The sequence below is a fragment of the Vibrio splendidus 12E03 genome, from assembly GCF_000272105.2.
Classification (GTDB): domain Bacteria; phylum Pseudomonadota; class Gammaproteobacteria; order Enterobacterales; family Vibrionaceae; genus Vibrio; species Vibrio splendidus_I.
On sequence record NZ_AJZD02000304.1, the window covers coordinates 1 to 25,042 of the forward strand.

A 25,042-nucleotide genomic window follows, 5' to 3' on the forward strand; every position below is an offset into this window, starting at 1 on the left:
GGTTTTAGTTCCACCGCCATCGACTGCCAAAGTATGGGTAATCATTGGCTAAACCGTTTGTAGTTTATTAACTTCTTGAGTTTGCTTCTTTCCTGAAAGGCACACGATTAACGATACAAATGTGCCAACACAAAGTTGATAAGGGAACGCTAAACGAACTCCTACCCAATCATCGTTAATCACGCCTATCACGCTATCCCAAACATAAGCTTGCATCAGAAGAGTGGTGAAGAAGCCTGCCATTAGAGCTAAAGCGACCGAAGTTTCGTTACCGCGCTCGGTGAATATCGCGGTGAAGTAGACGCCCAATAACCCTGTGTAAGCAAAGACCATTACACTCAAAGCAAACGACAACAGTGGCATGTCAGTGTACTGCTGCCAGTAGTAACACAGGATTCCCATACTACCTAAGGCCACAGCTGCTGCCGCCATACCAAATCGGCCAGCTTTCACGTAATGGAAATCATCTTGCACTCCTTTACGAGCTTCTAGCCAAGGCTTATAGATATCCTGAATAGCCACTGATGACATTGAGTTTAATCCAGAATTTAGCGTTGAAAGTGCCGCTGCAACAACCCCAACAGTAACCAAGCCTCTAAGACCTGCTGGCATTTCATTCAGCACGTAATACATGAAAATAGTGACGTTCTCGCCATTAAAATTTTGAACAACTTCTTTACCTTCAACGCCCATCAGTTCAGGTCTTTGGTAGAAGACATACAAGAGTAGGCCAATTGACATGAACACAAGCACAACTGGAATTGAGAAGATGATTGAGTTAATCATCGCCTTTGAACCTTGCTTAGCATCTTTACAAGTCAAAACACGTTGAGTCATGTCTTGATCAAGTCCAAACGCACCAATGTTTAACAGCACGAATCCCGTAATACATGCCCAAAAGCTGAAGGTGCCAGCAGGGCTAAAGTCGAGGTTAAAATCTAATAAGGTCAGTTTCGAAGCTTGGCCTTCTCCAGGGTTAGCCAGTACCTGCGCAATCTGGTTGAAATCAGCTGGGATTTGCCCCAGTAAATAGATGATTACCGCAATCGCAGCACCGACATAAACCACAAGTTGAATTAGGTCACTCCAGATGACGGAACGAATGCCACCCATGTAGGTATAAGCAAGACCGACAGCCACTAAAATGACAACCGAAGTCACGACGCTGCTAGGGTCAATATTGGTAAACAGAATCATGGAGACGGCAATCGCAGCCATGTACAGGCGAGCACCTGAAGCAAACACTCGACCGACCAAATACATCACGCCTGCACGTTGTTTGGTTTTCTCGCCAAAGCGTACTTTCAGTAGCTCATAAACGGTTGAGACTTTGTTTTGATAGAAACGAGGGATAAGTACCAAGGCAACGAAGATGGCACCAATAATGCCGCCAATGTTGGTCGCTAAGTAGGTTAAGTCACCACGGTAACTAGATTCTGGCCCGCCCAAGAACGTCGCAGCAGATTGTGATGTCGCGAGCACCGAGATCGCTACAACCCACATTGGCATCGAATTACCACCTAAAAAGTAGTCCTTAGTGCTTGTTATTTTTGTTCGGCTGAAGTGCCAACCGGTAAAAGCAATAATGGCGAAATATATCGCAAATACCGCCCAGTCCAGTGAGGTAAATAGTGAATTCATAGCAGCTCCGTAGCATGAATAGGGTAGAGGGTACTTATAGTTATTTTTTCAGAATGTCAGTTTGAATAATGAGTTTCAAAATCTATTCCTTGGTGGAATAGTGACCAATGCTTTTCTTTGACCATGCTCCCAGAAGGCTGTGTTAGCTATTCCATATGGGAGGATTCGAAGGAATAATTATTCCAATGAAAATACAAAACTCGTTATGATAATGAAGAACTGGCAGAGGGAAGGGCATTTAGTGAAAGGCATTGCGAAAGTAAAAGCGCTGTTACCCAAGCTGTCTCCATCTGATGCGCTGGTAGCGCGATATGTTCTTGATCACCCACAACAGGTGAAGCAGCTTTCCTCTCCTGAGTTGGCTAAAGCGGTGGGGGTGAGCCAGTCAACGATAGTGAAGTTTAGTCAGAAGCTCGGCTATAAAGGGTTTTCAGAAATGAAGGTCAAACTCTACCAAAGCGACATGACTTATCAGCCCGTATCTCAACGTGGCATACATGGCACTATCACGCGTAAAGATCCGCCTGATATGGTGATGGACAAACTTCTTGCAAGCAAAACACAATCGCTTGAGCGCACTGTGTTATTAAACGAAGGTGAGCAGCTAAACCATGCCGCAGATATTTTGCACCTTGCACGTAAGGTGCAGATCTCAGGCGTAGGCGCTTCATCTTTGGTGGCGAAAGACCTTGCTTATAAGCTGATGAAAATTGGTCATGCTGCCAATGCAGAGCAGGATGCTCATATTCAAATTGCCAATGCCGCTTCTCTTTCTGAAAATGATGTGTTGATTGCGATTTCTTATTCTGGAAACACCAGAGAAGTGGTGAAGGTTGCTCAGCTAGCCAGATCGAAAAAGGCCAAGGTGATTGTGATTAGTCAGTTGTCACCTTCTGCTTTAGACAAATACGCTGACATTAAGTTGATATCAGCAGCCGACGAAAATCATATTCGCAGTTCATCTATAACTGCTCGTGATAGCCAACTTTTTATTACAGACTTGTTGTTCATTGCGTTAACTCAGCAGGAAGAGCAAGCCGACCAATTAATTGAACAAAGCAAATCTGCAGTAGCGGAATTTAAGCAATAGAAGGAAATTTTATGGGACCGTTGTGGGTTGATGTTGCAGGCTACGAGCTGACAGCTGAAGACAGAGAAATTTTAGAGCACCCAACCGTTGGTGGTCTCATCTTATTTGCTCGAAACTACCACGATAGCAAACAGCTATCGGCGTTAAATAAAGAGATTCGTAAAGTTGCAAAACGTCCTATTTTAATTGGCGTTGACCAAGAAGGCGGACGAGTACAGCGTTTCCGTGATGGCTTTTCAATTATCCCAGCAGCTCAAGAATTTGCGACTAAGAATAATGGCGAACAGTTAGCAGAACAAGCGGGTTGGCTGATGGCGGCGGAATTGATTGCCCATGATATCGACCTGAGCTTTGCGCCAGTATTAGACAAAGGCCATGACTGTAAAGCGATTGGTAGCCGAGCGTTTGGTGAAGATATTGACACCATCGTTCGTCATAGTAGCGCGTTCATCAAAGGGATGAAGTCGGTTGGCATGGCGACAACAGGAAAGCACTTCCCTGGACACGGTGGCGTAATTGCTGATTCACACTTAGAGACGCCATATGACCCTAGAGACGACATCTTTGAAACCGACATGGCAATCTTCAAGGCGCAAATTGAAGCCGGAATATTGGATGCCATGATGCCAGCTCACGTGGTTTTCTCCCACTATGATGATCAACCTGCGAGTGGTTCACAGTATTGGCTACAAAAAGTATTGAAACAACAGCTTGGGTTTAAAGGCTTAGTTTTCTCTGACGATCTAACGATGGAAGGCGCTGCCATTATGGGTGGGCCAGCCGATAGAGCGAAGGCTGCTCTGAATGCGGGGTGTGACATGGTGTTGATGTGTAATAAACGAGATGCACAAATTGAAGCTCTGGATAACTTAGCGATTCAAGAGGTGTCTTTAGCTAACTCATTGCTTAAAAAACACAGCTTTGATTTGTCGACGCTTCACTCAGATAGCCGATGGAAAGAGGCTTCAGAGCAAATTAAGCGAATGTTGAACGCTGGGTGATAAATAAACACTCTTTAAGTTTTAAGAAGGCGATATGATAAATATCGCCTTTTTTGTATGTGTAGAACGTGGTTTAAATTCATTTGGTGGCCTGAACGAGTTAAATTGATGGTGTAAATTTAAATTTACATTAAATGTTTTTTATTGTTTACACTTGCAATCGTTTTTGTAGCTGTTATTGTGTTTTTAAAGATTGTTAGCCCAAATGGAAATGTTGGGTGTAAAAATAAATATACAGGTTGAGTTATGCAGAAAAGTGAATTAAGCAATGTCAATATCATCGACGAACAGGTACTGATTACTCCTGAGGAGTTAAAAGCAAAACTGCCTTTGAGTGATAATGCTCGTCGTTTTATTCAAGAGTCTCGTCAAACTATCGCAAACATCATTCATAAGAAAGATCATCGCATGCTTGTTGTATGTGGCCCATGTTCTATCCATGACATTGAAGCGGCGAAAGAGTACGCGAAACGCCTAAAAGCACTTTCTGAAGAACTGAGCGATCAACTGTATATTGTAATGCGTGTTTACTTTGAAAAACCTCGTACTACTGTTGGCTGGAAAGGCTTGATCAATGACCCTCATCTAGACGGTACGTTCGATATTGAGCATGGTCTGCATGTTGGTCGTGAGTTACTGGTTGAACTTGCTGAGATGGAAATTCCACTAGCAACAGAAGCACTAGACCCAATCAGCCCGCAATACCTAGCAGATACATTCAGCTGGGCTGCGATTGGCGCACGTACTACTGAATCTCAAACTCACCGTGAGATGGCAAGTGGTCTTTCAATGCCAATCGGCTTCAAAAACGGTACTGATGGCAATTTAGGTACAGCAATCAATGCGATGCAGGCTGCTTCTTCTAGCCACCGTTTCATGGGTATCAGCCGCGAAGGTCAAGTTGCGCTACTTACGACTCAAGGTAACCCAAATGGTCACGTGATTTTACGTGGCGGTAAGCAAACGAATTACGATTCAGTATCGGTACACGAATGTGAACAAGAGCTTGGAAAATCAGGCTTAGAAGCGGCGCTGATGGTTGACTGTAGCCACGCGAACTCTCGCAAAGATTTCCGTCGCCAACCTTTAGTTGCAGAAGATGTGATTCACCAAATCCGTGAAGGCAACAAGTCGATTATCGGTCTTATGATTGAAAGCCATATTAACGAAGGAAACCAATCTTCGGATATACCTCTCAATGAGATGAAATACGGCGTATCTATTACCGACGCGTGTATCAATTGGGATTCAACTGAGGCACTATTGAAACATGCACATACGGAATTAGTCCCGTTTTTAGAGAACCGCTTGAAAGGTTAGTCAGAGTTTTAAATTTAAGTGCCTCATCTAATGGGGCATTTTAAGATCTGTTACTAACGAAATTTGGGTTAGTACGGGCTTATAGATTAGTAAGGAATAAAATGGCCGTTGAACTGAACGAATTACGCGACCAAATCGATGCTGTCGATAAACAAATGTTGGATTTACTTGCTCAGCGATTGGCTCTAGTAGAGAAAGTCGGTGAAGTAAAAAGTGAACATGGTTTACCTATTTATGTGCCAGAGCGCGAAGCAGCAATGCTGGCATCTCGTCGTCACGAGGCCGAGAAAATAGGAGTTCCGCCACAGCTAATCGAAGATATTTTGCGTCGTACTATGCGTGAGTCTTATGCCAGTGAGAAAGATTCTGGTTTTAAGTGTCTTAACCCAGAGTTACGTTCAGTGGTTATTGTTGGTGGTAATGGTCAACTTGGCGGTCTGTTTGGCCGTATGTTTAAGCTTTCTGGCTACGAAGTGAAAATCCTTGGCAGCCAAGATTGGGATAGAGCTGAGGAGATCTTAGATAACGCAGGACTTGTGGTTGTTACTGTTCCAATTCACCTAACAGAAGGTGTGATTGCAAAACTGGGTAACCTGCCAAGCGATTGTATTCTTTGTGATTTAACGTCGATTAAGTCAAAACCGCTTCAAGCAATGATGAACATGCACCAAGGCCCGGTGGTTGGTTTACACCCAATGTTTGGCCCTGATGTACCAAGCCTAGCGAAACAAGTGATTGTTTACAGTGATGGCCGTGGTTCTGAAAGCTACCAATGGCTACTGAATCAATTTGGTATCTGGGGCGCAAGCTTGTGCCAGATGGATGCCGCTGAGCATGATCATGGTATGACCTTGATTCAAGCACTGCGTCACTTCACCTCATTTGCTTACGGTTTGCACTTAAGTAAAGAGAACCCAAACATTGACCAGCTTCTGAAGCTAAGCTCGCCAATCTACCGACTTGAGATTGCGATGGTTGGTCGTCTGTTTGCTCAAGACCCGAACTTGTACGGAGACATCATTCTGTCTTCAGATGAGAATATTGAGATGATTCGACGCTTCCATAGCTGTTTCGGAGAAGCGTTAGAAATCCTAGATGGTAAAGATAAAGCTAAGTTTGTTGATAGCTTTAACCAAGTGAGCGATTGGTTTGGTGATTACTCGCAGCAATTCTTGCAAGAGAGTCAAAGCTTGTTAAAACAAGCACATGACTCGATTCACCGTGGCTAAGTACGGTTTAAAATCATAAAAAGAGCGACCATTGGGTCGCTCTTTTTGTTTGTGCTGAGCGCTATGAAAGCATTTGGCCTACAGTAGTATAAAAGCATTTGGCCTACAGTAGTATAAAAGCAATTAGATCATCATAGGCCAATTCAACTGTTCCCAATAACCAATAACCAATAGCTAATAACCAACAGCTAATGACTAGTTAGTCGCGATAGGCTTTTTAGTCTCTTCACTTGATACTGTGTCGATAGTCGAACTGATGTAAGGCACGTTTGTTAGGTTTATCTGCAAACGAACTACATTATCTATCAGTTGAACCAGTGGCCCCCATTTAACCTTTTTCTCTTTCTCAAACACGTAGTTGAAGTTTTCTGGTGTCCAGTCCATCAAGTATTGAGGGTTCAACGAACGGCCAAGGAATCGTACTTCATAGTGTAGGTGTGGCCCGGTTGAGTTACCTGAGTTACCACAGCTTGCAATCACATCGCCTTTACTCACGAACTGACCGCTGCGAACTTTGAATTTCTGTAGGTGAGCGTAAGAACTCATGAAACCAAACGAGTGACGCATAGTAATAAAGTTACCGAAGCCTTTATTACTTGGGCGAACCGTTTCAATTACACCATCTGCAGGCGCTAAGATATCTTCGCCGCGCCTACACGTTAGATCGATACCGGTATGGTTGTGGCGTTTACCTGTGATCGGATTGGTACGGCGACCATAAGAGGATGAGATACGTTGGTACGCCATTGGGCTGTCGTTTGGAATCAAACGGAACATGGTGGCTCTTACCGCTGAATCGACGGCCGCAGCATCAATGCGATCTTCTAACGAGACTTCATCAGTAAGCAGTTCTTCATCGGCAAGGCCAAGTACTGATTCCACATCGAATACACGCTTACCAAGTAGCTGAATCGTGCCTTCTTTCTCGGTCAGTGTTTGCGATAGCGAATGGTTGGTTTCTACTTGCTCAGCATAAAGAAACTCAGTTTGTTCTTTTTCAACAATCAGCGTTTCAATCAACTGTTGGGCATCACCTGCTTGTAGCGCGAGTTCTTGTTTACTCTCTAAGTGCATGTACGCCGCTCCGCCAATTAATAGCGGTACTGAAAAAATGGCAGTAGTGCAAATGAGCACAGCCTTACGGCCGAAGTAAAACGTCTGTTCCCCCTGACTAGAGGGAATAGTAATGGATAGTTTTTTAGACATGGTTCTGTATTAACTAAATGCTTCTAATAGAAAAAGGGTAATGGAGATGTCACTCACTACCTAAGTCGGTAAGGTGTTCAATCTCTCTATAAAGCAGTTCATCGTCGCCAACATTAAGCTCTACAAGACGCTTAAGGTGGCTGATACTATCAATATCTAAATGCTCTATGCGTAAACGCATTGAGGTATTGATGGTAGAGACTATCGTTGCTTCTAATTGAATATTGATATCACTGTTTTCGAGTTTAAAGCTCACTTGAACAGGGACATCATGGCTAAGTTGTCTTAATTCATTGCATTGAATGAGTAAACCATGGAGTGATAAGTCTTGCACTGAGCCTGATACATTTACTTATCCTTGTGAGATCTCAGTCGGGACTTGATAAATAACTCGTGAAAATTGACGTCTTTCAACCATAAGTAATCTCTCTATATCGATGCATTACACGTAAGCCAGATATATCAAAGGCCGCTATTATCGCGGCCTTTGTTCAAAATACAAGCTTATTTACTTAGCGATACGCTTGTACTTGATACGGTGCGGTTCTGCCGCTTGTGCGCCTAGAGTCTGCTTCAGCCACTCAGTGTACTCAGTATAGTTACCTTCGTAGAAGTTAACTTGACCTTCATCACGGTAGTCTAAGATATGGGTCGCAATACGGTCAAGGAACCAACGGTCATGCGAGATAACCATTGCACAGCCAGGGAATTCAAGCAGTGCTTCTTCAAGAGCACGTAGCGTTTCAACGTCAAGGTCGTTGGTCGGTTCATCGAGTAGCAGTACGTTACCGCCCGCTTTTAGCAGTTTAGCTAAGTGAACACGGTTACGTTCACCACCAGAGAGTTCACCGATGATCTTCTGTTGGTCGTTGCCTTTAAAGTTGAAACGAGAACAGTAAGCACGCGCAGGGATTTCGAAGTTGTTGATTTTGATGATATCAGCGCCTTCCGAGATCTCTTGGAATACTGTCTTAGTGTCGTCCATGCTGTCACGGAATTGATCAACAGAAGCAAGTTTAACAGTTTCTCCTAGTACAACCGAACCTGAATCTGGCTGTTCTGCACCGCTTAGCATCTTGAATAGTGTTGATTTACCCGCACCGTTGGCACCAACGATACCAACGATAGCGCCCTTAGGCATGCTGAACGATAGGTCGTCGATAAGAACGCGATCACCAAACGACTTAGTCAGGTTGTTCACTTCAAGAACTTTGTCACCTAGACGCTCACCTGGCGGGATGAACAGTTCGTTGGTTTCGTTACGCTTCTGGTATTGACCAGTCGTCAGTTCTTCAAAACGAGCCATACGAGCTTTAGACTTAGCTTGACGGCCTTTAGGGTTTTGACGAACCCATTCAAGTTCTTTCTCGATTGTCTTTTGACGTGCGCTTTCGCCGGCTTTTTCTTGCTTAAGACGCTCGTCTTTTTGCTCTAGCCAAGATGTGTAGTTACCTTCCCATGGGATACCTTCACCACGGTCAAGTTCTAGAATCCAGCCAGCTGCATTGTCTAGGAAGTAACGGTCGTGGGTAATTGCCACAACAGTACCACTGTAATCAACTAGGAAGTGTTCAAGCCATGCTACTGATTCTGCATCCAAGTGGTTGGTTGGTTCATCAAGAAGCAGCATGTCTGGTTTTTCAAGAAGTAGACGACAGATAGCAACACGACGACGCTCACCACCTGATAGGAATTCAATTTTCGCATCCCACTCAGGAAGACGAAGTGCATCAGCAGCACGCTCTAGAGCTGTCTCTAAGTTGTGACCGTCTTTTGCTTGAATCAGTGCTTCTAGTTCGCCTTGCTCTTTAGCAAGTGCGTCGAAATCTGCATCTGGTTCTGCGTACGCTGCATAAACCGCATCAATACGCTTAAGTGCGTCAGCAACGTCAGAAACCGCTTCTTCTACGATTTCACGAACCGTTTTTGATTCGTCTAGTACTGGTTCTTGCGGTAGGTAACCTACTTTAAGACCTTGTTGTGCACGTGCTTCACCATCAATATCAGTATCAATACCAGCCATGATACGTAGTAGGGTAGATTTACCTGAACCATTTAGACCCAAAACACCGATTTTAGCGCCAGGAAAAAAGCTAAGAGAAATGTCTTTAAGAATTTGACGCTTAGGTGGAACAGTTTTGCTCACCCGAGACATGGTATATACGTATTCAGCCATTGCCGATCGATCCTAATTATTGTTCAAAATTGTCTGCTATTTTATACCAATATCCCTAAAGATGTTACTCCTAGGTCAGAAAAGCCATTCTTGAACTAATCCTTACCTATTATTGTCACATTGGTCATTAAAACTATATTTAATGAGCTTCTGAGGCGAAGTGTTAAATATTAATAATATTTACACTCAAACTCTTTACATTTGATGTGATGTCGGGCGTAAATAGACTTCACGTATTCATACACGCACTAAGGAAAGAGCGAATGTTTTTCCGCATTGGTAATACGAAAATTGCTGTGGCTGCATCAGCAATTTTGTCTTCATTTTCACTGGCTCCGATGGCTATGGCTAGCAACGCCTCCGAGCTTGAAATGCAGCGTGATGTTTATGATAGAGCGCAAGAGGTTTTAGACAGCCGTGATCTAAAAGCCTACTCGGCGCTGCGTAACAAAATTCAAACATACCCTTTAACACCTTACACTGATTATCGAGCCTTTTTGATTGGCTTAGGTGATCGCACACCTGCTGAGGTCGATGCTTTTATTGAAGAGAACAAGGCACTGCCTTTCTCTAACCGAATGCGTGCACCTTATTTGGATTCATTGGCTTCTCAAAAACAGTGGAAGACCATCCTTGAATTTCAGACCAAAGAGCCTGTGGGTGAAAAGTACCAATGTATTTATTACCGAGCGAACTATGAGCAAGGCAATCAAGAGCTTGCTTTTAAGGGAGCGAAGCAACTGTGGTTGAGTGGCAGTGGTGTTGATGATGCCTGTGACCCTCTGTTTAAGAGCTGGGATCAAGCGGGTTTAAGAAGCGATGAACTTATCTTAGACAGAATGCTGCTAGCGTTTGAAGGCCGCAACGGCAAGCTAATGAGCTATCTGATCAAGCAATTGGATCATGATGAGTCAATTGCTCAAGCTAAGCAGATGAAGGCGCTATACAACAAGCCTGAAAACGTACTTGCGTTTGCTAAGAAGCACCCAGCGAATGAATTCTACCAAGCTCAAACCGAGTTTGCTTTTGAGAAACTAGCAAGAAAATCGGCCAGCAGTGCCCAAGAAGTGTTTGATGATGTCATCAAGGCTCAGAAGTTTTCGAAAGAGAAATCTCAAGAGCTTGCCGATTACCTGACCTTCCGTTTGATTAATACCGATTCTGAAGAGTTGATGGAGTGGCGAGACACAATGTTGGCGAGTTCATCAAAGCAAGTACTGCTTGAACGACGTGCTCGCTTGGCTATTCAACATGCCGACTGGGCGGGTTTACAAGAGTGGATAGCGCGCTTGGATGAGAAGCATCAGTCCTCACTGCGTTGGCAATATTGGCAAGGCAGAGCTGAAATCGCGACGGGTGATACAGACAAAGGCAATAAGCGACTGTCAGACATTTTGGGGCAGCGTAATTTCTACAGTGTAGCTGCGGCTAAGCAGTTAGGTAAGCCTGTTCAATACCCCACATCGACCCTTAAATACAATGCTGAAACAGTGAAGCCATTCGACACCTCTTTGGTGCGTATTGGTGAGTTGATTGACCGAGATAAAATTGCGGCAGCGAAAAGTGAGTGGCGCTGGTTACTGACTAATGCAAACAAAGAGCAAAAAGCGATGCTTGCCGCTCATGCTGCGACGCAACGTTGGAATCACTTTACGGTGACAGCGAGCATCTCGGCGAAGATGTGGGACAACATAGCTTTACGCTTCCCTGTTGCTCATAAGTGGTGGTTTAACTTCTACGGAGAAAAGCATGACCTCGATCCCATCACCTTGATGTCTTTGGCAAGACAAGAGAGTGCGATGGACTCAGAGGCCCGCTCTCCTGTTGGTGCGCGAGGCATCATGCAAATCATGCCAAAGACGGCTCAATATACTGCTAAAAAACACAAGATTAAGTATCAAGGCAGCGATGACCTTTATGAAGTTGGTAAAAATATTGAAATTGGTAGCCACTATTTAGATGGCTTGCTCGCTCAATATGATGATAACCGTATCTTTGCATTTGCTGCTTATAATGCGGGGCCTAGTCGTGTGAAGCAGTGGCGTTCACGCAGTGATGAAAAGCTAGACGTGTATGCTTTTATCGAAATGATCCCATTCAAAGAGACTCGTGGCTACGTTCAGAATATCTTGATGTTTGAGACTTACTATCGAGATATCTTGGGTGAGCAGGGAACGTTTTTAGCTCCCCATGAGGCAAAAATGAAATACTAAAGCTTCGGCGTTTTGCCCTAAGCTGAGTAATATGAAAGGCAGTGAGTGCGAACCATTTCCACTTACTGCCTTTTTACATTGGATCACATCAAGTGTTTCGGTATAAAGTGTTCAACGCTTTCAATCGTTAAGCGATTCTTTAAAGTCAGAATTTAAAAGTAAGTGTAGAGATATGGCACCACAACCTGAATATGATAATTGGCAACAACTGATGGACTTGGTAAAGACGGCTGTCGAAAAAGATCAGCACGAACTGTTGTTGACCATGATGATGACACCTGACGAGCGAGATGCTTTGGTTGCTCGAATTAATATTTTTTGTGAGCTTATGAAAGGCGATATGTCTCAACGACAAGTGAGTCAAATGCTCGGAGTAGGTGTGGCAACGATAACCAGAGGCTCGAATGAGTTAAAGGCCAAGTCTGAACAAGAGAAAGCGGTGATCGCCGATCTATTGCTCAAGTCATAACTGACTTAAGCAATCATTGAATAGTGCGAATACGAATTCGATAAAAAACGCTAACTGAATGTTAGCGTTTTTTGTTTCTGAAGATTGTTTTCAGAGTCTTTCGAAGTTTAACGAAGGATTAGGTAGGAAAGTGCTCAGGATTCACAAATGGGATCAGCGCTAAAATTAAAGCCTGATGATACACTGAACTGCGAGACAGTTGATTATGTGTCAGTAGGCCAATTGCTCCACCTTTCTGTTTGATATTATCGGTACCAAACACTTCATCCATTACATCTCCGAGCTCGTTTGCATGCTCTAACTTATCAAGCACGGCTGGTGGCAACATAAGGCTCGCTGAACGAGACTCTCCACGTTGACCATTCGCTTCGATAACCATCCAAGCAAAGGTGACGTTTTTTTCTATTCCTGCTTCTAGACCAACATAAAAGTCAGCATAGGGCTGCGCTTGCGTTGCGTTGTGCACGCGGTTCACCGCCCCTTGATAGGTTTCATCATTACTCATCGGTTGATCGGCAACGCCACTAGGGACGCTGATGCCTTTGAAATCAAATTCAGTATCAGGAAAAGCAGATAAGAACGCACTTTTAACGGCGTTAATTTTAGCTGGGTTCAGCGATGCGATGATTACAGATTTCATGTGTCGGATTCTTTTTGTTGTCGAGTAGATTGAGTTGATGTTGTTGGTACCAGTCACTCAACTCTTCTAATGGCATAGGTTTACCAAAGTAATAGCCTTGCAGCATATCGCACTGCGCATCCTGTAACCACTGGTGCATGCCTTGAGTTTCAATCCCTTCGGCGGTGACCTTTTTCCCTTGAGCATGACACAACCCGATAACCGGTTTTACGATGTTCTGGTTATTGGTCTCAATCAAGGTATCCAAAAACGCTTTATCCAATTTAATTTTCTGAGTTGGATACTGCACCAGTTGAGTGATAGAGGTATAACCGGAACCAAAATCATCAATCGCAAGTCGATAGCCCATGCATGCCAGTTCGTTCAGCAATGGAAAACCTTCTGAATTTGAGTAAAAGGTTTCAGTGATTTCAAAATCGATTAGGCTTGGTGGAATTCGATTTAACTCCGCGTGTTCTTTAATGAAACCGGCAAGGTGAGTGGTTTCAATGCCAGCAGAAGATAGGTTGATCGACAATTGAATTGAGTGATCAAATTGAGCCTGAAGTCGATGGAATGAAGCAAACGCATTCTGTATTACCCAGCGGTCAACATGTTCGAACAGCCCGGTTTGTTCGGCTATTGGAATGAACTCATCCGGTGGAACCAAACCAAGTTGCTTTGAATTCCAACGTAATAACACCTCAACGCCAATAACATCAGTCCCGGTAGAATCCATGTAGGGCATGTAAACGAGCCTGAATTCATCATCAAAATTCTTACCTCTAAGCGCACGTTCAATGTCTGCTTGGCGCTGAATGGCTTTGTCTAAATCCCGTGAATAGTCAGCAAATTGGTTTTTACCGGCACGCTTGGCTTGGTACATCGCAGTATCCGCGTTGGACAGTAGCTTCTCGATTGAGTCACCATCATTAGGGTAGGTCGCAATACCAATACTGACCGTGATTGGAAAGCTGCCTGATTCGGTGACAAAACCTTTTTGCAGTGGAGTCAGTAAATCATTCGAGAATCGATGCGCGACATTTCCTCGCTGGTTAGGAGCATTAATGTAAACAACGAATTCGTCACCAGAAAGTCGGGCTGGCATGCAATGAGCATCGAACTCCGTTTGATAGTGGCGACAAATATCTGAAATACGCTGAGCAAAAGAGACCAGAATCGAGTCGCCGATTTGATGCCCATATTTATCGTTCACAAACTTGAAGTTATCCAAATCAAAGTAGAGAACCCAAGTTTCGGTATTTGAACTCGGTTTTGGCAACGATTGCTGAACGAAGGTTTGAAACTGATGCCTGTTGGCGATTTGGGTTAACTGATCATTCTCGGCCAAGAGCTTGGTTTGTTGGTAGGTGTTATCTAGCTCTTGGTACATGTCATAAAAACGCTGTGATAGTCGGCCAAGCTCATCTCGAGTGCCTAAGCGTTCAATGTTCTTCCGTTGTTTTTTTTCGACTTGCTGTAGTTGTCGATCAAGCCGTGTTATCGGAGTAATCACAGTGCGAGACAGAAGTATGAGTAGTAAAGCGACAGTCACAAACGCAGACAGTGCAAACGACAAACTCAGCTTGTTCCATATGGAATCGAGCTTGTTTTCCAACAGGAATTGCGCCGGATCGACCGTGGCGTACAGGTCTGGAGCCAGCTTGACTGAATGGGTGACATCATTTTCCAAAGAAATCGCTATGGATGTGAAAAACAAGCTGGTTTGGTAGTCGAACTCTATCTGTTTTCTAAGCGCATTAAACTTGTCGAGAGAAACAGAGACAACAACAAAGAATACATCGCTTGGTTGATTACTTTCGGTTGGAAAAATCGCTTTTCTATCTACCTTTTCATAGTGAACCAACATCCCTTCGCCTTGGGAGTTTTGAATATAGTTGGTACTCGATGTTGCTAGGGTGTCTTGATAGTGCTGGTCAACATACTCCAATATCTTACTGTCAATTTGAGTGCGTGAGTCGTTGCTATTATCTGCGTAGTAACGCAGTTTTCGGTCAGCATTAAGAAGTGCTAAACCCGTATAGCTCTCATCGTCATCTTGCAGGAAATCTATAGCTTCTCGAAGGTTACTAACCAGTTCAAGATCGCGAGATAGATTTTGGTCAGTGAGAAAATAACCTTTCACCATATCGCTTTGGGTCAAGGTGTAAGAGTAGCTATTGAGAAACGAACGAGATTGACGAAAGTATCCGGCTAGTTTTTCCATGTTGAGCTGAAGTGCGTTGTCTTCGCGTTTGATGAAGCTGCTTTTTTGCGTCGAATAAATAATATAGCTAGAAGCCGCGGTACTGATCAGTATCACAGGGGTTATCAGTAGTAAGATTTTAGTACTTAGCTTCATAGTTAATGACAACACTATTTATAATTTAAGCGCGTAAGTTTATGTTACTTAATGCTTACTCGCTATTAATTACACGTAGTTCGATGATTTCCTGTGAAGGGTGTAAGGTTTTGTCTTTATTGATAAAAAAGCCACTAATGGGTTTTTTGTTAGAAATACTTAAGCAGTGGAGGGGAGAAGCGTGCCGAATGTGCGAAACAAGTGAATTGTGCTTTAGGCATGCTAGGGTAAGTGTTCTTAGACCGAATAGTATTCGACTAAATGGTGATTTAAGTATTTGGCCTACTGTAGGCCAAATACTTATGTTAGCTAAAAGCTGATACTCCCTCTCAGCTATGACAACTTAACTTGAGTCGCTTTGATATTCTCACTTGGGTAGCAACCTAACACTTTCAGGTGACGAGTTATGGCTGTTAATTCAGTGATTGCTTGCTGCATATTATCTGAATCCAGATGTGCTTCTAAATCGACATAGAACATCTCTTCCCAAGGGTTACCCATAATAGGACGAGACTCTAGCTTGGTCATGTTGATACCCAAGCGTTGCAGAATCAGTAGTGTCTCGACCAAAGAACCTGCTTCTTGAGAAGTCGACATGATGAGCGTCGTTTTTGCAGGTATTTGAGTTGACACTTCAACAGGCTTACGAGCTACCACGATGAAACGTGTGTGGTTCTCTGTTTGGTTTGCAATGTTGCCCTGAATTGGCTGAAGTCCATAAAGCTTGCCGCTAGACGCATTACCAATTGCAGCAACATCATCACCGTCCAGATCTTTCACCTTCTTCATGGCGTCAGCTGTGCTGGCACAAGACTCAAGGGTTACATCTTTAAGACGGCTCAAGAACTCGCTGCACTGCTGATGTGGTTGTGGGTGCGAGTAAAGCGTTTTGATGTCTTCTAAACGGATATCACTTTTCGCCACTAGGCAGTGTTCGATTGGTTGAGAAAGCTCACCAACAATGTAAAGCGTTGTGTGTTGAAGTAGGTCATACACTTCGTTAATCGAACCTGAACTGGTGTTTTCAATAGGTAGTACACCGTAGTCGGCATGGCCAGATTCTACCGTAGAGGCTACTTCTTTGAAGTGATTACAGTTTAACTCAATCAACTCCATATTCTTACGGCTGAAGTATTCGCGACTCGCAAGGTGAGAGTACGATCCCTTAGAACCCAAGAATGCAACGCGAGCCAATGGTTTACGACTTTGCGGGTTCGCTAGATTTTGTAAGTATGACTGCTGCAGTAAAACGGAGTCTTCGATGATGGTGTGAAACAGCTTGGTAATGTACTGCGCATCAAGTTCGTATTTATCTTTGCCATTGTTGATCAGCTTAACTAATAGTTGTTGCTCTCGTACTGCATCACGAACTGGTTTTGATGTCTCTACCTTGCTTTTAGCAACTTCGATACTTAGCTTGCGACGCTCCGAAAGTAACTTCAGGAGTTCGTCGTCTAAATCATTAAGACGAAGGCGGATATCATCCAGTGAAATTGAGCTGTCAGTCATAAATGTGTCCTTATAAAAAAGCCTCCCTAGTGTGGGAGGCTTCTTGTTCGTTTTTGACTTGTTTTTCTAAAACGACTTAGCCTCCGATTTACGGAAGAAAAAAGAAGTCAAAAATAAACAAAGATTGAGTGTGCATAAAAAGTGATTGTTTTATGAATGTTTAAACACAATAAGCAAGCGAGCTACGAGCGTCAAGCAAAAAAATAGCGCCCTGAGGCGCTATTTTTTAATCTGTTCTCTTTCCTTATTCTACTTCAGCTTCTAGCTCTTCGATTTCAGGCTTTTCAGCGCGGCGCGCTTCTGGTTTATGGCGTAGCTTGTTGAGTTGACGCTCTAGTTTTTGTTCTACTTCGTTGATAGCTACGTAGAGGTCATCATGGATTGATGAAGCAACAAGTTGGCCTTTTGGTACGGTTAGTACCGCTTCAAACTTCTTCTTCTTGTTTGGTTCTTCACTAAAGCTCGCTTGGCAGCCAATGATGTCTACTTGCCATTTATCCAGCTTCTTAAATTTGCTTTCTATGTGATCACGGATTGCAGAGGTAATGTCGATGTTTTTACCAGTGATGTTCATTTTCATAGAAGTTTTCCTCTGTTGTATCCCTCATGGGTTAACTTCAGATTACGACTTTTAGGAATAAAGAATGTGATCTAGATCTTGTTTTGGTTGGGTGGGATAAGCATTAAAATCAAATGTGATCTTACGCAAGTCTTGATATGTTTTTGGCGAAAAATGCTTGTTATCCTTAGGAAAAACGATAACTTGGAGGCAAGGCTTCGCTAAAAATTAAATCAGTTTTTAGGGGCGTCCTACAGCCTATGGAAAGTGCTTGATTGAAATTTACTCAATAGTGTTTTGTGATATAGGTCTTGTAATATAGAACGCTATATAAGCTTCTTCATAATTAGATAAACAAAAGCCGCATAAGTATTATTATGCGGCTTTTGTGTTTTTTAGCTTATACCTAATACCTTTGGCTCTCCAGCTCTGGGATTAAGGCGATCCTAGTCGTTAGTGTTCAGTAATCTCGCTGTGCCGTCCTCTCGGATAGCATTGATAGCTTGTAATTGTTTATAGATTACGAAGTAACGGTTGATGTTGGCAACATAGGTTACGGGTTCTTTACTCACGTATTTGCGAGTGATGATTTCTACGTTTTTAAACCAGATATTTGGGTTGTAACCTTTCTGCTTGGCAATGCGCCTCATCTTTCTGATCTTAGCAGGACCAGCGTTGTAAGAAGCCAAAGTGAAGTAGATTTGGTTATCTGGCGTAATGGCAGGGTCGTCAAAATACCTGTCCTTAATGAAACGCATGTATTTCACACCTGCATGAATGTTGTTATCCACCTTATGTATGTTTTTGATGTTGACGTTTTTGTCTTTGGCGGTACTTGGCAACACCTGCATCACACCAATAGCTCCACGATGAGAAACCCGGCTTTGATCCAGTCCAGACTCTTGGAATCCTTGTGCAGACATCATCAAAGGGTCGAATTCGTATTGGCTCGAATACTTTTCAAAAACATCTGACAGCTTAGCCACTCGGTCTATTTTATTTGGGTTGAGTGCTCTACCTAACCAGCGAGTGTTGTCGATGTATTTCTGATAGATAACATTTCCAAGTAGGGTACCTGTTCGTGCAGTCTTGACGTATTTGTTGATCTCTTTTTTTAACTGAGGGCTGTTTTTTCTCAATGCCCATGCTATTTGGCCATTTTCACGTAACGGTAAATCATGATGTACTTGTATGTTTTCCATTACGTCAGTCCACAGCTTTGCTTTATGGCTGTCCAGAATTGTGCCCTGTATATAACCTTGGTTAACCAGCTCGATCAGCTCGTAGTCTTGCAGTGATTCTTCAATGAAGTGGACATGCAGTGGGGGTAAACCCAGTTCGTTAAGCTCTTTATTGACTCTTTGTACACTCTCGAAGTAACTCGAGCTTGCTCGGATCCACACCTCTTTGCCGCTCAATTGCTTGATTTCGGTGATAGGTTCGGCCTTTTTCCCTGTGATAATGAGTTCTTTACCATCTTTAATCATCGGATCTGAAAAATCGATGGTTCGTAGTCGTTTGTCGGTGATCGTTAGGTTAGCGACAGCGACATCACCATAGCCAGATTCTAAAGACGGAAGTAGATCATCTCGTTGCACGGGGATGATTTGAACATTGAGATAGGGATGTTTTTTACGAAGGCTTTTCTCAAAGTGGTAGAGCATTTCTGCCACGATGCCTTTTGGCTTACCATCCTCGATGTAATAGAAACCAAGATCGGCAGAAACTAGAACTCTAACCGTTCCTTTGGTTTTGAGCACATCCAAGTCGCCCATGTAAGGCTTATTGCTTAATGGGGACAGTTCTAATGCGTAGGATAATTGGCTAAATAGCGATATCCATATAAATAATAACAACCTACTCACATCCACACTCCATGTTGATGTTTTGTTAAAAGTTATCTTCTGAAGATACCGTGTAATATGCGATTCATCAAGTTTGCGATATGCGGATAAAAAAAGCGCGCTAGTAAATTAGCGCGCTTTTTAGGTTGAGATGTCGGAAGTTGATTAAGGTAGTGGGTTTAATTCAATCAACTTTTCTGTTCTTAAAACAGCGTCATCTAGGCCGAGTTGTTGATAAGCTTCTAGCTGAATCTTTAAAGATTTACGCGCTGCAATGGTATCTGGGTAAGTCTTTTGCAACTCTTGTGTTCTGTTAATAGCAGCAATCCACGCTTCGCGACGTAGGTAGAAATCAGCGGTTGCTAAATCATAGTCGGCTAGGCGATTCTTAAGTGCGAACATGCGTTTTTGTGCATCTTCAGCATAGGGGCTGCTAGGGAAACGTTCGAGTAGTCGCTTGAAGTCAGCAAAAGCGAGTTTTACTGGTTCTGGGTCTCGGTCACTACGGTCGATATTAAAAATATCGTGCATGAAGTTTCGGTCTTGCGCCATGTGCGTTAAGCCGCGCATGTAAAGAACCCAGTCTTGTTTCTCATGAGTTGGGTTCAAACGTAGGAAACGTGAAATGGTAGCAAGGCCAAGTGCCAAGTCATCATTTTTGTAGTAAGCGTAAATCAGATCGAGCTGTACTTGCTCAGAATAGGCGCCGAATGGGTAACGTGAGTCTAGGGCTTCTAGCTTTTCTATTGCTGAAAGCCAGCTACCGCTCTGTAGTGATTCTTGAGCGTCAGAGTAGAGAACCGATGGCGGTACATCTGGCACTATCTCTTCACTACTTGAACAACCAACCAAGAGTGATACGGCTAATAGACCCGATAAAGTAAGGTGTTTCATGTCAGGCGTCGATTCCTTGAATTAAATATTTCGTAAGCTTCCGTTACTTTCTAACCAGTAACAGATACAATGATGCAATTATTCTATTTTATCCATACTAATGGGTATTAGTCTCACGGTTTTTAAAAAAGTTCGATATGGCTCAGCAGATCACATTAACAGACACAGTAAAAAGCAGCCAGTTAGGTCAACGTTTAGACCAAGCTGTCGCTGAACTATTTACCGATTTTTCTCGCTCTCGCATTAAAGAGTGGCTTCTTGACGGCAAAATCCAAGTGGATGGCGAAGTTATTACTAAGCCGCGCGTTAAGGTTTTGGGCGGTGAAGAGATCATCTTGCAAGCTGAACTTGCAGATGAAGAACGCTGGGAAGCACAAGATATTCCTCTAGACATTGTCTACGAAGATGATGACTTATTGGTTATCAATAAGCCTCGCGATCTGGTTGTACACCCAGGCGCAGGCACACCGGATGGAACCATACTAAACGCATTGCTTTTCCATTACCCACAGATTGCAGAAGTGCCTCGTGCAGGTATTGTGCACCGTCTTGATAAAGACACAACAGGCCTTATGGTTGTGGCTAAAACGGTTCCAGCTCAAACTCGTCTTGTGCGTGCTCTTGCTAAGCGTCGTATTACTCGTGAATATGAAGCAATTGCAATTGGTAAAATGACCGCTGGTGGTGTTGTAGAGAAAGGCATTAGCCGTCATGCAACTAAGCGTACCTTAATGGACGTAAATGAATTAGGAAAGCCAGCGGTAACTCACTACCGTGTTGCTGAGCACTTCCGCGAGCATACTCGTATTCGTCTACGCCTAGAAACGGGTCGTACTCACCAAATCCGTGTTCACATGTCATACCTTCAGCACCCGCTGCTAGGTGATGTTGCATACGGTGGCCGTGCTCGTATTCCAAAAGGTGCATCTGAAGAACTAACAACAATGATTCGTTCTTTTGACCGCCAAGCACTGCACGCAGTCATGCTTAAATTTGTTCACCCAATTACAGGTGAAGAAGTTGAGTTCCACGCTCCTGTGCCAAATGACATGGTTGTGATGGCTGAAGCGTTACGTGTTGATGCTCGCGAAAATAAAGAAGAAGACATTTAATATGTCGTTGATCATCCCTAACTGGAATGCACCCAATAACGTGAAGGCATTTGCGTCGACACGTGTAGGTGGCTTTTCTACTGGTGCGTATCAAGGATTAAACCTAGGTACGCATGTTGGGGATGATGCTTCGCTTGTTGAAAACAATAGAACTTGGCTTAAGCAGCAAGCGAACATGCCGGCAACTCCGGTATGGCTAAATCAAACCCATTCAACAGATGTTGTTACGGTTTTACAACCTACGGCGGATATTCTTGATGCTGACGGTGCATTTACCACTGCTAAAGGTGTTGTTTGTTCTGCTATGACAGCTGATTGTTTACCTGTAATCCTTACTGATACGAAAGGCACTCAAGTTGCTGCCGTTCATGCTGGTTGGCGTGGTCTTGCTGGTGGAATTCTTGAAAATGCCGTCGCAAAGTTTTCGAAACTAGATTCAGAGAATAAGATCATTGCTTGGCTTGGGCCTGCAATAGGCAAACAAGCCTTTGAAGTCGGCGATGATGTGTTGGAAGCGTTTGTTAGCTTTGACCCTCAAGCTAAGCTTGCATTTAAAGCCAAGCCTGAACAGGGTAAATGGCTAGCGAATATGTCTCAGCTTGCAACGCAACGACTGAACAAAGTTGATGTAACTTCTGTGATAGACTCCAATCTATGCACCTTCGCTGATGCGGATGCGTTCTATTCTTATCGTCGTGATGGCATTACGGGACGCCAAGCTACTTTTATTTGGTTAGAGTAATCTTTAGCTAGTGCAACTAGTCATCCAGCCCATTTATATTTTCATATAAACTCTATTCTTCATTCTTATCCCTTGAAAATCCGCGTTACCGTATCCATCTTCTAAGCATAAGATAAACATATCTAAGAGTAGGAAGGTTGGCATGCGTCTCGATCGATTCACTAGTAAATTCCAAATTGCGATATCTGATGCTCAGTCACTCGCATTAGGTCGTGATCACCAATATATAGAACCTGTACACCTAATGGTGTCTTTGCTGAATCAAGATGGTAGTGCAATTCGCCCATTGCTCACCATGCTGAATATTGATGTGGTTCAATTACGTTCTAAATTGAGCGAAATATTAGACCGAGTGCCTAAAGTCAGTGGCATTGGTGGTGACGTTCAGCTATCGAATGCGATGGGAACGCTGTTTAATCTATGTGATAAGGTCGCGCAAAAGCGTCAAGACAGTTACATATCTTCAGAAGTATTCCTACTTGCTGCCATTGAAGACAAAGGCCCTTTAGGAAACCTACTTAAAGAGCTAGGTCTTACCGAGCAAAAATTATCTCAAGCAATTGAACAAGTTCGTGGCGGCCAAAAGGTCGATGATCCGAATGCGGAAGACAGACGTCAAGCGCTAGAGAAGTTCACCATTGATCTGACGGAAAGAGCAGAGCAAGGCAAGCTTGATCCGGTAATTGGCCGAGATGACGAAATTCGTCGCACTATCCAAGTACTTCAACGCCGTACTAAGAATAACCCTGTCATTATCGGTGAACCTGGTGTCGGTAAAACAGCGATAGTCGAAGGTTTAGCGCAGCGTATTATCAACAATGAAGTGCCGGAAGGTTTGAGAGGCCGACGTGTACTTTCGTTAGATATGGGCTCTTTGATTGCCGGTGCTAAATATCGTGGTGAATTTGAAGAACGTTTGAAATCAGTTCTTAACGAATTATCAAAAGAAGAGGGCAACATCATTCTCTTCATCGATGAAATTCACACCATGGTAGGTGCGGGCAAGGGTGAAGGCTCTATGGATGCGGGTAATATGCTGAAACCAGCATTGGCTCGTGGTGAACTTCACTGTGTAGGTGCAACGACACTCGATGAATATCGCCAGTATATAGAGAAAGATCCCGCGTTAGAGCGTCGATTCCAAAAAGTGATAGTCGATGAGCCAACCGTGGAAGACACAGTCGCAATTCTCCGCGGTTTGAAAGAGCGCTATGAACTTCACCATCATGTAGAAATTACCGACCCAGCGATTGTCGCAGCGGCAACCTTATCTCATCGATACGTTTCTGACCGTCAGTTGCCAGATAAGGCGATTGATCTGATTGATGAAGCGGCTTCGAGTATTCGTATGCAGATCGACTCAAAACCTGAGTCACTAGATAAGCTCGAGCGTAAGATCATTCAGTTAAAGATCGAGCAGCAAGCTCTTACTAATGAGAATGACGAAGCCAGTGAAAAACGCCTCCGAACACTACAAGAAGAGCTTTCTGATAAAGAACGAGATTTCGCAGAGCTCGAAGAAGTGTGGAATGCAGAGAAAGCCGCACTTTCTGGCACACAACACATCAAGTCCGAGTTAGAACAAGCTCGCATGGATATGGATTTTGCAAGACGTGCTGGTGATCTTAACCGAATGTCTGAATTGCAATATGGTCGAATCCCAGAATTAGAGAAGCAGTTAGATCTTGCGACTCAAGCTGAGATGCAAGAGATGACCTTACTACGTAATAAGGTCACGGATGCAGAAATTGCAGACGTACTATCGAAGCAAACAGGTATCCCTGTTTCTAAAATGCTAGAGGCTGAGAAAGAGAAGCTTCTTAAAATGGAAGGTGTTCTGCACAAGCGTGTTATTGGTCAAGCGGAAGCAGTAGAAGTGGTATCGAACGCGATTCGTCGTAGCCGTGCTGGTTTATCTGATCCGAACAAGCCGATTGGCTCCTTCTTATTCCTTGGCCCAACTGGTGTTGGTAAAACCGAGTTATGTAAAACACTCGCAAACTTCATGTTTGATAGTGACGATGCAATGGTGCGCATCGATATGTCTGAGTTTATGGAGAAACACTCTGTTGCTCGTTTGGTTGGTGCTCCTCCGGGTTACGTTGGATATGAAGAAGGTGGCTACTTAACAGAAGCCGTGCGTCGCAAGCCTTACTCAGTGATTTTGCTAGATGAAGTAGAGAAAGCGCATCCTGATGTTTTCAATATCTTATTACAGGTTCTTGATGATGGACGCTTAACTGATGGACAAGGTCGGACTGTCGACTTTAGAAACACGGTAGTGATCATGACTTCGAACCTTGGCTCTTCGAAAATTCAAGAGAATTTCAATACGCTCGATTACCAAGGAATAAAGAATGAGGTGATGGAAGTGGTAGGTAAACATTTCCGTCCTGAGTTTTTGAATCGAGTTGATGAAAGCGTTGTGTTCCACCCATTAGGCCAAGAGCACATCCAATCGATAGCCGCTATTCAGCTTGAGCACCTCAAGAAGCGAATGGAAGACAATGGTTATGAGCTTGAAGTCTCGGATAAAGCACTCAAGTTAATTTCTCAAGTCGGTTTTGACCCAGTATATGGTGCACGACCTTTGAAAAGAGCGATTCAACAAAGTGTCGAGAACCCTTTAGCGAAAGCAATATTGGCAGGAAAAATTAATCCAGATAAAAAAGTACAACTATTAGTAAACAACGACCGCATTATTGCTCACCAGTAGTTGAAGTAAGAATTGTAGGTACGATTGGCCAAAATCAAGGTGTAATCGTACCTATTTTGAACGCTTTGTGTGAATAGTGTTCGAACGGTCGCCGGTGGCGGCTTTTTTTCGTTTTTGGCCTTGTGCAAAGGATTATTCTCTCTATAATGCGCCTCCGTTGCCAAGGATAACCAAGCGGTTTGAACTGAATAACGAGGCGGTGATAAGCATTTAAGATGCTTTGAAAAATTAGCTGGAAAAAGTGTTTGACACTGGAACCCAATTCGCTAGAATGACCGTCCACTTCGAGAGGCTCCTTACTAAAAGGAACGCTCAAAAAGGAAAAGCTCTTTAACAATTT

At 43.5% G+C, this 25,042-nt stretch carries 18 protein-coding genes, 1 pseudogene and 1 other annotated feature; of the genes and pseudogenes, 9 read left to right on the forward strand and 10 right to left on the reverse strand.

From position 1 onward, the window contains the following. Positions 1-48: 48 nt before the first annotated feature. A complete protein-coding gene (locus A142_RS19025) occupies positions 49-1,641 on the reverse strand; it encodes a sodium:solute symporter (protein WP_019820940.1) in 1,593 nt (530 codons plus the stop codon). A 241-nt stretch (positions 1,642-1,882) separates the two neighbouring features. On the opposite strand from A142_RS19025, the gene A142_RS19030 reads away from it, so the two are divergent. From A142_RS19030 to tyrA, 4 genes are all read left to right on the forward strand, one after another. After that, positions 1,883-2,731: a MurR/RpiR family transcriptional regulator gene (locus tag A142_RS19030; protein ID WP_017077734.1), complete on the forward strand. Its 849-nt coding sequence runs from the start codon at positions 1,883-1,885 to the stop codon at positions 2,729-2,731. Positions 2,732-2,742: 11 nt separating this feature from the next. Then, complete coding sequence (nagZ, locus tag A142_RS19035; protein WP_019820941.1) at positions 2,743-3,732, forward strand: beta-N-acetylhexosaminidase; 990 nt, start codon at positions 2,743-2,745, stop codon at positions 3,730-3,732. A gap of 246 nt (positions 3,733-3,978) precedes the next feature. Next, complete coding sequence (locus A142_RS19040; protein ID WP_017629783.1) at positions 3,979-5,052, forward strand: 3-deoxy-7-phosphoheptulonate synthase; 1,074 nt, start codon at positions 3,979-3,981, stop codon at positions 5,050-5,052. 101 nt (positions 5,053-5,153) lie between these two features. Further along, a complete protein-coding gene (gene tyrA / locus A142_RS19045; protein WP_019820942.1) occupies positions 5,154-6,281 on the forward strand; it encodes a bifunctional chorismate mutase/prephenate dehydrogenase in 1,128 nt (375 codons plus the stop codon). 195 nt (positions 6,282-6,476) lie between these two features. Here tyrA and A142_RS19050 read toward each other — a convergent pair whose 3' ends face one another. From A142_RS19050 to ettA, 3 genes and pseudogenes are all read right to left on the reverse strand, one after another. Further along, the gene (locus tag A142_RS19050) at positions 6,477-7,487 is read right to left on the reverse strand and encodes a M23 family metallopeptidase (protein WP_019820943.1); all 1,011 of its coding nucleotides are present in this window, start codon (positions 7,485-7,487) and stop codon (positions 6,477-6,479) included. A gap of 49 nt (positions 7,488-7,536) precedes the next feature. Further along, positions 7,537-7,905, reverse strand: a pseudogene (locus A142_RS19055) (PilZ domain-containing protein). A 90-nt stretch (positions 7,906-7,995) separates the two neighbouring features. Continuing rightward, positions 7,996-9,663, reverse strand: coding sequence for an energy-dependent translational throttle protein EttA (ettA, locus tag A142_RS19060; protein WP_017071393.1), 1,668 nt, complete (start codon positions 9,661-9,663; stop codon positions 7,996-7,998). Positions 9,664-9,926: 263 nt separating this feature from the next. Between ettA and A142_RS19065 the strand changes: the two genes are divergently transcribed. Next, positions 9,927-11,876, forward strand: coding sequence for a transglycosylase SLT domain-containing protein (locus tag A142_RS19065; protein ID WP_019820945.1), 1,950 nt, complete (start codon positions 9,927-9,929; stop codon positions 11,874-11,876). A gap of 172 nt (positions 11,877-12,048) precedes the next feature. Then, on the forward strand, positions 12,049-12,345 hold the full coding sequence (gene trpR / locus A142_RS19070) for a trp operon repressor (RefSeq protein WP_019820946.1): 297 nt from the start codon (positions 12,049-12,051) through the stop codon (positions 12,343-12,345). A gap of 118 nt (positions 12,346-12,463) precedes the next feature. On the opposite strand, the gene yjjX is transcribed toward trpR, so the two are convergent. The 6 genes from yjjX to A142_RS19100 all read right to left on the reverse strand — a co-directional run bounded on the left by yjjX (position 12,464) and on the right by A142_RS19100 (position 20,132). Then, complete coding sequence (gene yjjX / locus A142_RS19075; RefSeq protein ID WP_019820948.1) at positions 12,464-12,985, reverse strand: inosine/xanthosine triphosphatase; 522 nt, start codon at positions 12,983-12,985, stop codon at positions 12,464-12,466. Further along, positions 12,948-15,326, reverse strand: a complete 2,379-nt coding sequence (locus tag A142_RS19080) for a putative bifunctional diguanylate cyclase/phosphodiesterase (protein ID WP_019820949.1) — start codon at positions 15,324-15,326, stop codon at positions 12,948-12,950. Before A142_RS19080 ends, yjjX begins: the two co-directional genes overlap by 38 nt. 333 nt (positions 15,327-15,659) lie before the next feature. Then, positions 15,660-16,835: a prephenate dehydratase gene (pheA, locus tag A142_RS19085; RefSeq protein ID WP_019820950.1), complete on the reverse strand. Its 1,176-nt coding sequence runs from the start codon at positions 16,833-16,835 to the stop codon at positions 15,660-15,662. A gap of 12 nt (positions 16,836-16,847) precedes the next feature. Beyond that, positions 16,848-16,969, reverse strand: a sequence feature (Phe leader region). A 110-nt stretch (positions 16,970-17,079) separates the two neighbouring features. Next, the gene (hpf, locus tag A142_RS19090) at positions 17,080-17,415 is read right to left on the reverse strand and encodes a ribosome hibernation-promoting factor, HPF/YfiA family (RefSeq protein WP_004735034.1); all 336 of its coding nucleotides are present in this window, start codon (positions 17,413-17,415) and stop codon (positions 17,080-17,082) included. A 425-nt stretch (positions 17,416-17,840) separates the two neighbouring features. Continuing rightward, entirely contained in the window at positions 17,841-19,265 is a 1,425-nt protein-coding gene (locus tag A142_RS19095) for a transporter substrate-binding domain-containing protein (RefSeq protein ID WP_019820951.1), read from the reverse strand. A 138-nt stretch (positions 19,266-19,403) separates the two neighbouring features. Further along, entirely contained in the window at positions 19,404-20,132 is a 729-nt protein-coding gene (locus A142_RS19100; protein WP_019820952.1) for an outer membrane protein assembly factor BamD, read from the reverse strand. 137 nt (positions 20,133-20,269) lie between these two features. Here A142_RS19100 and rluD point away from each other — a divergent pair, with 137 nt between their 5' ends. The 3 genes from rluD (at position 20,270) to clpB (ending at position 24,702) form a co-directional block, all read left to right on the forward strand. Further along, positions 20,270-21,244: a 23S rRNA pseudouridine(1911/1915/1917) synthase RluD gene (gene rluD / locus A142_RS19105; RefSeq protein ID WP_019820953.1), complete on the forward strand. Its 975-nt coding sequence runs from the start codon at positions 20,270-20,272 to the stop codon at positions 21,242-21,244. 1 nt (position 21,245) lies between these two features. Next, positions 21,246-21,986, forward strand: a complete 741-nt coding sequence (pgeF, locus tag A142_RS19110; protein ID WP_019820954.1) for a peptidoglycan editing factor PgeF — start codon at positions 21,246-21,248, stop codon at positions 21,984-21,986. Between the two features lie 142 nt (positions 21,987-22,128). Next, positions 22,129-24,702: an ATP-dependent chaperone ClpB gene (gene clpB, locus A142_RS19115; protein ID WP_019820955.1), complete on the forward strand. Its 2,574-nt coding sequence runs from the start codon at positions 22,129-22,131 to the stop codon at positions 24,700-24,702. Positions 24,703-25,042 lie beyond the last annotated feature (340 nt).